Genomic DNA, 13,201 nt, shown 5'->3' with positions numbered 1-13,201 from the left:
AGGAGAACCCCATGCGCGGCGCCGTTTTGCACACCAGTCCTGGCGAACTCGTCGTCGAGAACCTGACCGTCGACAAGCCCAACGCCAACGAGGTGCTCATCAGCACCACCCACGCCGGGCTGTGCCACTCCGACCTGCACTTCATGGACGGGCACTGGCCGGTCATGGACTCGATGGTGATGGGCCACGAGTCGGCCGGCGTGGTGGCCGCGGTGGGCGAGGATGTGACCTACGTGAAGCCCGGCGACCACGTGATCACTTGCGTGTCGATGTGGTGCGGGGTGTGCCGCACTTGCCTTCAGGGCAAGCCCTACCTGTGTCTCGACGCCGACACCATGCGCTCAGGCCGCCCCACCCCGTCGCTGCGCTTCGAAGACGGCCGGGGCTGCACCGCCTTCGCCGGGCTGGGCTCATTCGCCGAGGAACTACTGGTCCACGAGCGGGCGGTGGTGAAGATCCGCGACGACATGCCCCTCGACCGGGCTGCGCTCATCGGCTGCGGGGTCACCACCGGGCTGGGCGCGGTGATGCGCACCGCGGCGGTGCCCGCCGGATCGAGCGTGGTGGTGATCGGCTGCGGAGGCATCGGACTGTCGGCCGTGCAGGGCGCCCGCATCGTGGGGACCACGCCGATAATCGCGGTCGATCTGGTGGCCTCCAAACTGGAAATGGCCCGCACTCTGGGCGCCACCCACACGGTGAACGCCTCTGAGGTCGACCCGGTGGCCGCGGTCCACGAGATCACCGGAGGCGGGGCCGACTACTCCTTCGAGGCCATCGGCCTGAGCGCCACCGCCGAGCAAGCCTGGGCCATGATCGGCATCGGGGGCACGGCCACAGTGATCGGCATGCTGCCCATGACCAGCAAGGTGACCATCCCCGGCGGCGAGATCATCTTGAGTGAGAAGAAGCTCCAGGGGTCGCTGATGGGTGGCAACCGCTTCCGCCTGGATATGCCCAAGTTCATCGACCTTTACCTCGACGGGCGGCTCAAGCTCGACGAGATGGTGTCGGCCACCATCGACATCACTGAGGTGAACGACGGCTACGCCGCTATGAAGGCGGGCGAAACCCTGCGCTCGGTTATCGCCTTCTGAGCAACCCCTCCCCTGCTGCAACATCGAAAAGGAGCACCACAATGGGACAACTGGACGACCGGGTGGCGGTGGTCACCGGCGGAGGCGACGGCATCGGCCACGGGATCTGCCGGCGGTTCGCGGCCGAGGGGGCCAAGCTGCTGGTCACCGACATCGACAACGACGCTGCCGAGCGGGTGGCCGGTGAACTGCGCGACGAGTTCGGCGCCGACGCCCGTCCGATGCGGGTGGACGTGGCCGACAAGGACGAGGTGCTGGCCATGGTGGACGCTGCGGTCGACCGGTGGGGCCGTCTGGACGTGCTCATCAACAACGCCTGGGGCGGAGGGGAGCTGTGCCGGGTGGAGGTCAAGACCGACCAGCTCATGAACGACGCCATGCACGTGGGGCTGTACGGCCCGCTGTGGGCCATGCAGGCCGCCTTCCGGGTCATGCGGGATCAGCAGTACGGCCGGATCGTGAACCTGTGCTCGCTCAACGGGGTGAATGCCCACATGGGCACGCTGGAGTACAACTGCGCCAAAGAGGCGCTGCGGACATTGAGCCGCACCGCTGCTCGAGAGTGGGCCCCGTACGGCATCGTGGTGAACGTGATCTGCCCGGGCGCCAAGACCGCGTCGGCCCGCCGGGTGGAGCAGATGATGCCCGATCTCATCCGCAACGCCGAGGCGGCCAACCCCATGGGCCGCATGGGCGACCCCGAGGGCGACATCGCCCCGGTGGCCTTGTTCTTGTCGTCGGAGGATGCCCAATACGTCACCGGCAACACGCTGTACGTGGACGGCGGCAGCCACATAAACGGCGCAAACTGGGCCCCCGACATGCCGGAAACTGAATAGCGCCGACACCGCAGGCGTCGGACCGAAGGACCGTTGTGAACAAAGACAGGTCGATGGCCGGCAAGGTGGCCATTGTCACCGGGGCGGGGCCGGGGGTGGGTCGGGCTAGTGCGCTGGCTATGGCTGCCGACGGGGCCGACATCGCTCTTGCGGCCCGCCGTGTGGAACCACTTCAGGCGCTGGCCGCTGAGATTGCCGACGCCACCGGGCGGCGGGTGATCGCGGTGCCCACTGACATTTCCGACCTCGCATCGGCCGCGGCGCTGGCCGACACCGCGGCCGAGGAGTTGGGCCGGGTGGATGCGGTGGTGAACGTGGCCACCGCCGGTGGTGCCCGCTCTGCCGTGGCCGACATCGACTGGGACGAATACCGGCATTCCTTCGAGATCAATGTGCTCGGAACCTTAGAGGTGAGCCGTCGCGCCGCCGAGCACATGAAGGCGACGGGCGGCGGTTCGATCGTGCAGATCAGCACTCTCAGCACCCACTCGGTGCCCGAGAAGATGGCCATCTACACCTCCACCAAATCGGCCATGCACACCGCATCTATGGTGATGGCTCGGGAGCTCGGGCCCCACAACATCCGGGTGAACATCGTCACTCCGGGCTACATCACCGGCGACAACCTCGACCGACTGTGGGGCAACATCGCCGAGCAAACCGGCAAGACCGCCCAACAGGTTTCCGACCGGGCGGCCCGAGCCGCGGCCCTCAACCGCCACGTCGACCCCGAAGACATCGCTGAGGCCGTGCTGTTTCTAGCCTCCGAGCGGGGCCGAGGGGTGACCGGCCAGGAGATCAGGGTGGACGCCGGTCAGGTGATCGGTTGAGCCAGCCCGCCTAGGCCTGCTCTTTGGCCAGCACGTCGGCCATGGTGTCGAAGAGGATGCCGATCTCGTGGTCGGTGATCACCAGGGGCGGGCAGATGGCCAGCCCAGTGCCCACCGGCCGCAGCACAACCCCGGCCTCCAGCAACCGCATCCGGGCGGCCGCGGCGTCGTAGCCCAGCTCAGCGGCGTACACCGCTCCGGTCCCCCGGTAGCTCTGGATGATCCCGTCGGCCTGAAGGGCGGCAAGACCTTCGGTGAGCTTTGCGGCCAAGTGCGGCACCCGCTGCACGAGCTGCTCTTTCTCCATCAGGGCCAGGTTGGCCACCCCGGCGGCCATACCGGTGGGGTGGCCGGCGTAGGTGTAGCCGGTGCGCAGGGTATATCCGGGCTGCTCCAGCACGTCGCACACCGCTCGGCTGACGATGACACCGCCCACCGGCTGATAGCCGGAGGTTACGCCTTTGGCGAACGTCATCAGGTCGGGCATCACGCCGTAGTGCTGGGCCCCGAACCACGAACCGGTGCGGCCGAACCCGCAGATCACCTCGTCGAGGATCAGCAGGGCGCCGTGCTGGTCGCACAGCCGCCGCAGTCCCTCCAAGTAGCCGTCGGACGGCGGATATACGCCTCCCGCCCCCTGCACCGGCTCGGTGATGACGGCGGCCACCCGGCCCTCGTTGGCGGCCATCGTGGTGCTCACCGCCTCGATGTCGTCGCGGGGCACCTCGATGAAGTGGGGCACCAGATCACCCCACCCCTCCCGATTGCCGGCGATGCCTTGGGCCGTGGTACCCCCGAAGTTGGTGCCGTGGTAGGCGTCGGTGCGCCGGATGATCACTTGGCGGTCGGTATCGCCCTGGAGCTGGTGTACCGCTCGGGCGATCTTCAGCGCGGAGTCCACCGCCTCCGACCCCGAGCCGCAGAAGAACACCCGTCCATCGGGATGCGGTGACCGCTCGACCACCATCGAGGCCAGCTCTTCAGCGGGTTCGTTGGTGAACGGGGCGAACGTCTGATAGGCGTCCAGCAGCCGCATCTGGTCGGCCACCGCGTCGATTATCTCGGCCCGGCCGTGGCCCACTTGGCAGTACCACAGGCTGGCCAGGGCATCCAGATACCGCTTTCCCTGGTCATCCCAAAGCGTGCAGCCCTCAGCCCGCACGATGGTGATGAAGTCGTCGGCCGCTGGTGGAGCGAATCCATGCAAGAACTTGGTAGGCACCGCCGAATTCTACCCACCGCCAATTCACTTACCGGCCACCGGGAGTGGGATAGTGCGGGCATATGAAGCTGGGTATCGGGGTGGACATTTGGAACCAGGCCAGGCTGAATACCTCGCTGGCCCAAGAGCAGCTGGCCAGGGTGCAACTGGCCGAGCGACTGGGCTACGACTCGGTGTGGTCGGCAGAGATCTACGGCGTGGACGCCATCACCCCTCTGGCCTGGATCGCGGCCCACACTCGCCACATCCGCCTCGGCACCGCGGTGTGCCAGGTGGCCGCCCGCCCGGCGGTGACCGCCGCCATGCAATTCGGCACCCTGGAGGCGCTGGCCGGGCCGGGGCGGGCCATCTGCGGGTTGGGCCTGTCGGGCCCCCAGATCGTGGAGGGGTGGTACGGCCAGCCGTGGGGCAAGCCCAATGCGTTGCTGCGCGATTACGTGTCGATCATCAAAAAGGTGTTCGCCCGAGAGGGCACGTTGTCCCACGACGGAGCGCAGATCAGCCTGCCCTTTACCGGCGAGGGTGCCCTGGGTGTGGGCAAGCCGCTCAAGTCGATCCTGCACATGAACCCCGACATCCCGGTGTTCCTGGCCACCGGCGGGCCGGCCAACACCGCGCTGATGGCCGAGCTGGCCGACGGGTGGCTGCCGCTGGGCTACACGCCGGGCAGCGCCCACCTCTACACCGAGGCCATCCAGAAGGGACTCGACCGGGCCGGGCGCAGCTGGGACGACATCGAGATCCAAGCCGGGGCCCGGGTGTCTATAACCGACGACGTGCAGGGCGCCATCGACCAGGCCAAGCCCCAGTTCGCCTTTCTGGTGGGGGGATACGGCACTCGGGAATACAACTTCCACCGCGACGCCATGGTGCGGCGGGGTTTCGGCGAGGCCGCCGAGCGCATCCAGGAGCTGTTCATGGCCGGGCGCCGGGACGAGGCGGTGGCCGCAGTGCCCGACGAGTACATCGACGACGGCGCGCTGATCGGCTCCCGCCAGCGCATCAAGGAGCGCTTTTCCCGCTGGTGCGACACCAAGGCCACCGGCCTAACCATCCGAGCCGACACCGACGAGGAGCTGGCCTACATCGCCGAAATCGCGGAGGCGAAGCCTCGGACTACTTAGCCGTCAGCTTGGCCGGGATAGGCAAATGCGACATGCCGCCAGGCAGCGGCGGATAGGTCGCCCCCGCTATCACTGACATCTCCGCCACCCGGTCGCAGAGCACATTGACCGCGCACGATGCCTCGATGCGGGCCAGGGTGGCACCGGGACAGATGTGGGGACCACCGCCGAATCCCAAATGATCGCGGGGGTCGTCGCGGTCCAAGCGGAACACGTCGGGATCGTCATAGACCGTCTCGTCCCGGTTGGCCGAGCCGATGCCCACCTCCACCCATTCGCCCGCGCTCATCTCCACCCCGTCGAGCGCGACGTCATGGGTGCAGCGGCGGGTGGTGGCCTGCACCGGGGCATCGTGGCGCAGCGACTCCTCCACCAGTGGAGCCACCAGATCCCGATCGGCCGACACCTGCTCGAACAGCTCCCGGTCCCGCAGCAGCCGGTGGGCCAGGTGTATCAGCAGTGCCCGAGTGGTGTGGACCCCGGCCATCACCATGAACTGGAGCTGGGTGACGATCTCGGTGTCGCTGAGCGGCACCCCGTCGACCTCGGCGTTCATCAGCCCGATGATCACGTCGTGGGGCCGCTCCTCCCCGGCGGCGGCTGACGACCGGCGCTCGGCCAGCGCTTCGCGGAAATAGTCGAGGATGGGCGGCCCCGACGGCTTGATTCCCGGTGTGCCCGGGCGCTGCATGAGCGTCCCGTCGAACGACCAGCCCATGAACTTGTCACCGGCCTCGGGAGGCAAGCCCATCAAGTCGGCCAGCGTGGCGCTGGGGATGGGCATGGCATATCCCGCGTGCAGGTCGCCCTCTCCAGAGGCCAGCATCGGGTCGAGCAGCCGGTGGCAGGTTCGGGTGACGAACTCCTCGGTGTTGCGCAGCCGGTGGGGGGCGAAGTTGGAGTTGTACAGCCGTCGGATGCGGCCGTGGCGGGGCTCGGGTATCTCGCTCAGAAACAGCTCCTCGGCCGGCACCACCTCGGTCCCCGACAGCCCGGCCATGGGAGCCAGATCGGCCACGAATGTCTCAACCTCTTTGAGGGCGGTGTCGATGTGGCGGCGGGTCGAGAGGTACCAGCCCCCTTTGGGCGAGGGGCAGATGGGCTGCTCGGTGCGAATACGGGCCAGCGTGTGAAAGGGGACTCCGTCGACTTCATGAGACGGGTCGCGGGCGTCGAATTCCATGGGTGCACGGTAGTTGGGCTCTTGTCGGCCATGCCGCGCCTAGTCTCGGCCCGTGAACCATCCGCCGTATCTGTGTACCGGCACGCTGGGCCGGATCCCGTGGGAGGAAAAGGCTCGGATTGCATCGGACGCCGGATTCGCCCGGCTGTCGATCTATGGGTGGGAGCACCGAAAGCTGCACGAGCGGGGATGGGACGACGGTGCGCTGCGAGAACTGTTGGATGACCTCGATCTGCGGGTGGCCGAGTACGACGGGGTGGTGATGACCATGCGGTCCCCAGAGGGTGCCGAGGATGCGGTGGCTGCGGCCGTGGCATTGGGTGCCCGGTCGATCACGGTGCTCGAGCATTCCGATTGGCAGCCGAGCGAGCACCTGGATCAGGCCGCCGCGACACTGGCCGAAGTCGCCGATCAGGCCGGTGAGCACGGCATCTTGGCCCTGATCGAGCCATTCGCCTGGTCGCCGCTGAACGACCACCGGGTGGCCGCCGAGATTGTCGAGCGGGCCGACCGGCCCAACGCGGGGCTGCTGCTGGACACCTGGCACCTGTGGCGGGGACCGGAGCGCGGGCGGCTGGACCCGGCCATCGACCCGGCCATGATCAAGGAAATCCAAGTAGGCGACACCGGACCTGAGCCCGAGGGAAACCCGACGGGCGAAGAGCTCAACTACGAGTGCATTCACCGCCGCTTGATGCCCGGCGAGGGCCACGGAGACATCGCCGGGATGCTGGCTGAGTTCGCCGAGCGGGGGGTGGACGCCCCGCTCGCCATCGAGGTCTTCTACCAATCGCTCGACGGCATCGACCCGGCTGAGGCGGCCCGTCGGTCGATGGCCTGCTTCGAGAATTTGAAAGCTAGATTGGCCTTGTGAGCACTGACGGAATCCCCCAAGAAGTCGACGACGCCATCGACGCGCTGCTGGCCGAGCACGACCCGACCACCATGTCGGTGGAAGAGTTCCGCGGCTACCAGTACGACGCCGGGCTGGCCTGGGTCCACTTCCCGGTGGGATTCGGCGGCCTCGGCTTGGCGCCCCGCTTCCAGCGCCACATCGAGACCCGCCTGCGCAACGCCGGCACCGGTTCTGCCGATCCCGGCATCTTCTTCTTCACCCTGGCCGGTCCCACCATTGTGACCCACGGCACCGACGAGCAGAAGCGCCGTTTCCTGCGGCCCATGTTCACTGGCGAGGAGCGCTGGTGCCAGCTGTTCTCCGAGCCGGGAGCGGGCAGCGATTTCGCCGGCCTGGCCACCAGGGCGGTGCGCGACGGCGAGGTGTGGACCCTGGACGGCCAGAAAGTGTGGAACACCCTCGCCCACCTGGCCGACCGGGGCATGCTGGTGGCCCGCAGCAACCCCGAATCCCCCAAGCACAAGGGCATGACCTACTTCGCGTTGGACATGCACGCAGAGGGAGTGGAGGTGCGTCCCCTGCGCCAGATCACCGGCGAGGCCGAGTTCAACGAGGTCTACCTCACCGGCGTGCAGGTGCCCGACGCCGACCGGATCGGCGACGAAGGCGAAGGCTGGGGGGTGGCGCTCACCACGTTGATGAACGAGCGCACCGTGATCGGGGGTGGCGGTTCCCCCAAGCGGGGCTCAGGCAGCATCGCCGAGCTGGTGCAGGTGTGGGCCGAGTTGCCCGACGAGCAGCGCACATCGGCCCGTTTGGACCGGGTGATGAAGCTGTGGAGCCAAGCGGAGACGCTGCGGCTCACCAACATGCGGGCCTCGCAGAACCGCCGGGCCGGCAACCCTGGTCCCGAGGGCTCGGTGGCCAAGGCCATCCACGCCGAGCTGAACAAGTCCATCTTCGAGGAGTGCGTGAACCTTCAGGGCCCGGCCGGCTCAGTGGACTTCGACTACACCTTCCGCCGTCCTGATGTGGTGTCCGAAACCGGTGCCGAGAACGGCTTGGGCCACGCCTTTCTGAGGTCCCGGGCCAACTCCATCGAGGGCGGCACCACCGAGATCATGCGCAACATTCTGGGCGAGCAAATCCTCGGCCTCCCTGGCGAACCCCGGGTGGACAAAGCCATCCCCTGGAACGAGGTCCCCCGCAACTAGCTTCGGCCATTACACCACTTCGACGGGGGAACGGCCAAACCTGCGGTCGAGCCAGCCGATTACCGTTTGGGCCACGGCTTCGGGCTGCTCGGGCAGCAGGGCGTGGCCAGCGTTGGGGATGACCACCACCTCCACCCGGTCGCCGACGGCCTCTGCCAGGGCATCGGCATTGGCGGGCACGGCCAGGCGGTCGTCGGCGGGCTGCACCGCCAGCATGGGGGCGCGGCCTCCGGCCCACCAGTCGCCCACCGGGGTGGACACGGTGGCCTGCTCTTGGGCTCGGGCCAGTTTTGCGAACCAGCCGTCGGCCCACACGCTGGCGTCGTTGCCCGGCGCGAAGAAGGCCCGAGCCACTGCATCGAGTCGGACTTCGGGCGGGTTGCGGGGGTCGAAGATCGTCCGCATGGCCAGGGCCATCTCGTCGGTGACCGGGATGAACCCGCCACAGGCCAACAGCACCAGGCTCTCCACCTGCTCGGGGTGGTTGGTGGCGGTCATGCGGGCAATCCGATTGCCGTAGGCGTGCCCGACGATCACCGCAGGGCCGCCGTCGAGTTCGCTGATCACCGCGGCCACGTCGGCGGCCAGCGTTGCCAGAGTCTCCTCCCGGTCGGGCACTGCGCTGGCCCCGAGACCTCGAGGCTCAGGGCAAGCCACCCGGTAACCGGCGACGGCCACACCGTCGGCCAGTCGGTCGAAATCGGCCGCGCCCCGGCCCAACGACGGCAGCATCACTACCAGCGGACCCTGCCCGCGAACATGCACCTCGATCGGTCCATGGCCAGTGGGCACCATCACAATCCGGGACTGTAACCCAGAAGCAATGAGGTCGAGCAGGCCAGCACATGTGACCGACCTCTGATATCGCCGGTTAGCCTGTCGGCCAAGTGTCAGTCGCCGATTCCGCTGCTCCGCTGCTATCCGTCGAGGGCGTGCACAAGTCGTTCGGCGCCACCAAGGTGCTGGTCGACTTCAATCTGACTCTGCATGCTGGAGAGATGCTGTCTCTACTGGGGCCGAGCGGATGCGGAAAGACCACCCTGCTTCGGCTCATCGCCGGCTTGGAGCAAGCCGACAAGGGCAAGGTGGTGTTGGACGGAAACCCTGTGGACGGCAACCGCTCCTGGATCCGGCCTGAGGATCGCCAGGTGGGCATGGTGTTCCAAGACTGGGCGCTGTTCCCCCACCTAGATGTGGCCGGCAATGTGGGCTACGGGGTCCCCCGACGTCAGCGAATCGCGGAGGTGGCCAAAACGCTGGAGTTGGTGAACTTGCCGGGAATGCAGGACCGTACCCCCGACACCCTCTCGGGCGGTCAGCAGCAGCGGGTGGCGCTGGCCCGGGCCATCGCCCCCAAGCCCAAAGTGCTCTTGCTGGACGAGCCGTTCTCCAATCTGGACGCTGCCCTGCGGCGCGAGGTTCGCTCCGAAGTGCGCGAGCTGCTGCGCGATGCCGACATGACCGCGGTGTTCGTGACCCACGACCGAGAAGAGGCATTGGTGCTGGGCGATCGGGTGGCGGTGATGGACGCGGGCCGCATTGTGCAGACCGGATCGCCGTCTGAGGTCTACCACCACCCGGCCACACCCTGGGTGGCGGCGTTCGTGGGCGCGGTGTCGATGTACCCCGCGGAGGCTGCGGGCTCCACAGCCGAGACCGATTTCGGGCCTGTTCCCCTCCTCGAACCTCGTCAGGGCCCGGTTGAGGTGGCGGTGAGGCCCGAGGACGTGGACTTGCGCGCGGCCGAGGGCGAGGGTGCCGCCCACACCGTGGAGAACTTCGAGTTCCAGGGTGCTGATGCCGTGGTTACCGTGGCCAACCCCGACGGAATCCGTCTTCATGTCCGAGTCAGCGGCACGCAGAGCTTCTCCCCCGGCGACCGGGTCGCCCCCTCCTACATCGGTTCGCCTGCGGTGGCTTTCGACCGCGGCTGATCCCGACCATCAATCCACGACAATAAACTCCAGCCCGCTTCGCAATGGGTGTAAAGCAAGCTTTACTCTTCTGGGCTCCTGTGGATAGAGTCGCTCTTTGTGCGGTCGCCGACAATCCATTCCCCGGCACTGCTGAAGGTCGTCGCCATCGTGGTAACCGTGGGATTCGCCTTTCCCGCCGGCTACTTGGTGTGGCGCAACTTCACCTTCCACAGCGATCCGTTGGGCGTGCTGTTCTCCCAGCGCACTCAGGGACCTCTGCTGCGCACACTGCGACTGGCCGTGCTGGTCTCGGCCTCCACCGCGGTGTTCGGCACCGCTCTGGCCTGGCTGACCACCCGGTGCGACGTCCCGCTCAAGCGCATGTGGCAGGCGCTGTTGCCCCTTCCGCTGGTGTTCCCCACGTTCATCGGCGCGGCGGCATTGATCCGCACCCTCAACCCCGGAGGTCTTCTGTCGGATTGGCTGGACAACCTGGGGCTGGTGTGGGACGTGGAGATACGGGGCCTATTCGGCGCGTGGCTGGCGCTCACGCTGTTCACCTATCCCTATGTGTACCTGCCCGTGGCCGCCCGGCTGCGGCGCCTGCCCGGGTCGGCCGAGGAGACCGCTCGTTTGCTGGGCGACAGCCCGCTGACCGTCATCCGCAGAGTGGTGCTGCCCCAAACGGCGACAGCCATCAGCGCCGGCACCCTGCTGGTGTTCCTCTACGCCATCAGCGACTTCGGCGCGGTGCAACTCATGCGCTACGACACGCTGAGCCGGGCCATCTACACCACCCGGCTCAACAATCAAACCGTGTCGATGGCCCTCAGCGTGATCCTGCTGGTGCTGGCTGCGGTGGTGGTGCTGGTTGAGCGGGGCGCAACAAGGCGATATGAGCACGCCGCACCGGTGCGATCGCGGAGTCCGGTTATCTATCGGATGGGCCGCGCCAAACCGATTGCGGTGGCGTTCCTAGCCGGAGCGGTGGCGCTGGCTCTTTTGGGGCCGATGGCATCGCTGGCCGACTGGACTATCGATGGCATCAGGCTGGAGGCATCCGGCGGACGAGACCTTCTCGTGGGGTGGGATGACGTTTGGTCGCCGACCTGGAATACCGCCTATGGCAGCCTTCTGGCCGCGGTGGTCTCGGTGGCTCTGGTGCTTCCCGCCGCCTACCTCGTGGTGCGCCACCGTTCCCGGATCGGCACGGTGGCCAACGCGGTGATTGTGTCGGCATTCGCTCTTCCCGGAATCCTCATCGGGCTGGCGCTACTGTTCTGGACCCTGAAGACCGACGTCGGCAGCCACCTCCGCAACACCCTGGTGTTGCTGGTGTTCGCCTACATGGTGCGCTTCGGCGGCCAGACGATGCGCACCTCCCAAGTGGCGGTGGCTGCGGTGTCGTCGCGGCTGACCGACGCGGCCCGCACCCTGGGAGCCCGATGGGTGCGCCGCTTCCGGTCGCTGGAGCTGCCGCTCATGGCCCCGGGACTGTTGGCCGGGGGCGGTTTGGTGATGCTGTCGGTGATGAAGGAGCTGCCCATCACCCTGCTCATCGCCCCGTTTGACTTCCCCACCCTTACCACCAAGGCGTTCAACAGCATCGAAGAGGCCTTCGTGGCCGAGGCCGGCATCTGGTCGGGCGTGCTCGTGGTGCTGTCGGCCGTGCTCACCTGGATCTTCGTAGTCCGCCGGGCCGATCATTTCGACTAGCGGTGCCGACGCGAGTCTGTGACACGCTGCGGGAATGAGCATCGAGCCGTTTGAGATCGACGTCCCCCAAACCGACCTAGACGACCTGCACCGGCGTCTGGCCATGACCCGGTGGCCCGACACCGTGCGGCCGGGGTGGGACGACGGCGCCGACGTGGCCTACATGCGGGAGCTCTGCGAGTACTGGGCCGACGGCTACGACTGGCGGGCCCGAGAGGCCTATCTCAACGCCTTTCCCCAGTTCACCGCAGCTGCGGCCGGCGAGCGGGTGCACCTCTACCATGTGCGCTCGCCGGAGCCCGACGCGCTGCCCATGGTGATGATCCACGGGTACATGGGCTCGGTGGTGGAGTTCCGGGAGATGATGGGCCCGCTGTCTGACCCGGCCGCCCACGGCGGCGATCCGACCGACGCCTTCCATATTGTGGTCCCGTCGCTACCCGGCTACGGCTTCTCCGGTCCTACCGCCAACCCCGGTGTGGACATGCACCGCTGCGCGGAGGCCATCGCCGGGGTCATGGAGCAACTGGGGTATGAGCGCTACATCGTGCAAGGAGGCGACTGGGGGGCGCTGGTCACCCGGCGCATGGCCGAGGCTTACGGCGACCGGCTCATCGCCGCCCACTTCAACATGCTCTTCGCCCAGCCCACCGCTGAAGAGGCCGCCGACCCCGAGAAGATGATGGAGGGGGTGACCGAGGCCGAACAGGCGGCCATGGCCCGCTCGCTGGAGGTGATCACCGGAGGCACCGGCTACATGGCCATGCTGAGCACCAAACCCCAGACCCTGGCGGTGGCCCACAACGACTCCCCCGCCGGTCTGGCCGCCTGGTTCATTGAGAAGTACCAGCACTGGTGCGACCTGGACGACGGCGATCTGGAGAGCGTGTTCACCAAAGACCAGCTACTGGACAACGTGATGCTGTACTGGATAACCGCCACCGCGGCGTCATCGGGGCGCTTGTATCTGGAGTCGGCCCGGGCCGGCACCTCGGCAGTAGATTCCTGGGCCGGTCAAGTGGAGGTGCCCACCGGCCACGCCGTGTACCCCCGCGAGCTGCTGCAAACCCCGCGGGCATGGGCCGAGCGCCGCTACAACATCGTCCACTGGGCGGTGCAGCCCAAAGGCGGCCACTTCGCCCCCTTCGAGCAGCCCGAGCTGTTCACCGACGACCTGCGGACCTTCGGCCGCCTGTTCCGCTGA

The 13,201-nt window shown here is 67.4% G+C and carries 12 protein-coding genes; 9 read left to right on the top strand and 3 right to left on the bottom strand.

The annotated features are described in order from the left end of the window. Positions 1–11 precede the first annotated feature (11 nt). From ACOQPI_RS11565 to ACOQPI_RS11555, 3 genes are read left to right on the top strand one after another with little or no spacing between them, the layout of a single operon-like run. A complete protein-coding gene (locus tag ACOQPI_RS11565) occupies positions 12–1,097 on the top strand; it encodes a Zn-dependent alcohol dehydrogenase (RefSeq protein ID WP_420619782.1) in 1,086 nt (361 codons plus the stop codon). A gap of 41 nt (positions 1,098–1,138) precedes the next feature. Next, positions 1,139–1,936 (top strand): SDR family NAD(P)-dependent oxidoreductase, encoded by a 798-nt coding sequence (locus tag ACOQPI_RS11560; protein WP_420619781.1) that lies wholly within the window; start codon positions 1,139–1,141, stop codon positions 1,934–1,936. 53 nt (positions 1,937–1,989) lie between these two features. Continuing rightward, positions 1,990–2,766: an SDR family oxidoreductase gene (locus ACOQPI_RS11555; protein WP_420619780.1), complete on the top strand. Its 777-nt coding sequence runs from the start codon at positions 1,990–1,992 to the stop codon at positions 2,764–2,766. 10 nt (positions 2,767–2,776) lie between these two features. Here the strand turns inward: ACOQPI_RS11555 and ACOQPI_RS11550 are convergent, their stop codons facing one another. Next, on the bottom strand, positions 2,777–3,988 hold the full coding sequence (locus ACOQPI_RS11550; protein WP_420619779.1) for an aspartate aminotransferase family protein: 1,212 nt from the start codon (positions 3,986–3,988) through the stop codon (positions 2,777–2,779). Positions 3,989–4,050: 62 nt separating this feature from the next. Here ACOQPI_RS11550 and ACOQPI_RS11545 point away from each other — a divergent pair, with 62 nt between their 5' ends. After that, complete coding sequence (locus ACOQPI_RS11545; RefSeq protein ID WP_420619778.1) at positions 4,051–5,112, top strand: LLM class F420-dependent oxidoreductase; 1,062 nt, start codon at positions 4,051–4,053, stop codon at positions 5,110–5,112. On the opposite strand, the gene ACOQPI_RS11540 is transcribed toward ACOQPI_RS11545, so the two are convergent. Continuing rightward, the gene (locus ACOQPI_RS11540) at positions 5,105–6,295 is read right to left on the bottom strand and encodes a cytochrome P450 (RefSeq protein ID WP_420619777.1); all 1,191 of its coding nucleotides are present in this window, start codon (positions 6,293–6,295) and stop codon (positions 5,105–5,107) included. The genes ACOQPI_RS11545 and ACOQPI_RS11540 overlap by 8 nt on opposite strands. Before the next feature lie 52 nt (positions 6,296–6,347). Between ACOQPI_RS11540 and ACOQPI_RS11535 the strand changes: the two genes are divergently transcribed. Together ACOQPI_RS11535 and ACOQPI_RS11530 are read left to right on the top strand one after the other, a co-directional pair. Next, a complete protein-coding gene (locus ACOQPI_RS11535; RefSeq protein WP_420619776.1) occupies positions 6,348–7,169 on the top strand; it encodes a sugar phosphate isomerase/epimerase family protein in 822 nt (273 codons plus the stop codon). After that, the gene (locus tag ACOQPI_RS11530; RefSeq protein WP_420619775.1) at positions 7,166–8,365 is read left to right on the top strand and encodes an acyl-CoA dehydrogenase family protein; all 1,200 of its coding nucleotides are present in this window, start codon (positions 7,166–7,168) and stop codon (positions 8,363–8,365) included. The genes ACOQPI_RS11535 and ACOQPI_RS11530 overlap by 4 nt, the downstream gene beginning before the upstream one ends. 9 nt (positions 8,366–8,374) lie before the next feature. On the opposite strand, the gene ACOQPI_RS11525 is transcribed toward ACOQPI_RS11530, so the two are convergent. Beyond that, the gene (locus ACOQPI_RS11525) at positions 8,375–9,160 is read right to left on the bottom strand and encodes an alpha/beta fold hydrolase (RefSeq protein ID WP_420621032.1); all 786 of its coding nucleotides are present in this window, start codon (positions 9,158–9,160) and stop codon (positions 8,375–8,377) included. A gap of 92 nt (positions 9,161–9,252) precedes the next feature. Here ACOQPI_RS11525 and ACOQPI_RS11520 point away from each other — a divergent pair, with 92 nt between their 5' ends. From ACOQPI_RS11520 to ACOQPI_RS11510, 3 genes are all read left to right on the top strand, one after another. Next, positions 9,253–10,299 carry an ABC transporter ATP-binding protein gene (locus ACOQPI_RS11520; protein WP_420619774.1) on the top strand — a complete coding sequence of 349 codons (1,047 nt, stop codon included), beginning with the start codon at positions 9,253–9,255 and terminating at the stop codon, positions 10,297–10,299. Between the two features lie 99 nt (positions 10,300–10,398). After that, a complete protein-coding gene (locus ACOQPI_RS11515; RefSeq protein ID WP_420619773.1) occupies positions 10,399–11,997 on the top strand; it encodes an ABC transporter permease in 1,599 nt (532 codons plus the stop codon). A 34-nt stretch (positions 11,998–12,031) separates the two neighbouring features. Then, complete coding sequence (locus ACOQPI_RS11510) at positions 12,032–13,201, top strand: epoxide hydrolase family protein (RefSeq protein WP_420619772.1); 1,170 nt, start codon at positions 12,032–12,034, stop codon at positions 13,199–13,201.

The sequence above is a fragment of the Candidatus Poriferisocius sp. genome, assembly GCF_965219815.1.
Classification (GTDB): Bacteria; Actinomycetota; Acidimicrobiia; order Acidimicrobiales; family Bin134; genus Poriferisocius.
Note: the sequence above shows the minus strand (reverse complement) of the source record. Positions and strands in the feature narration are given on the sequence as shown.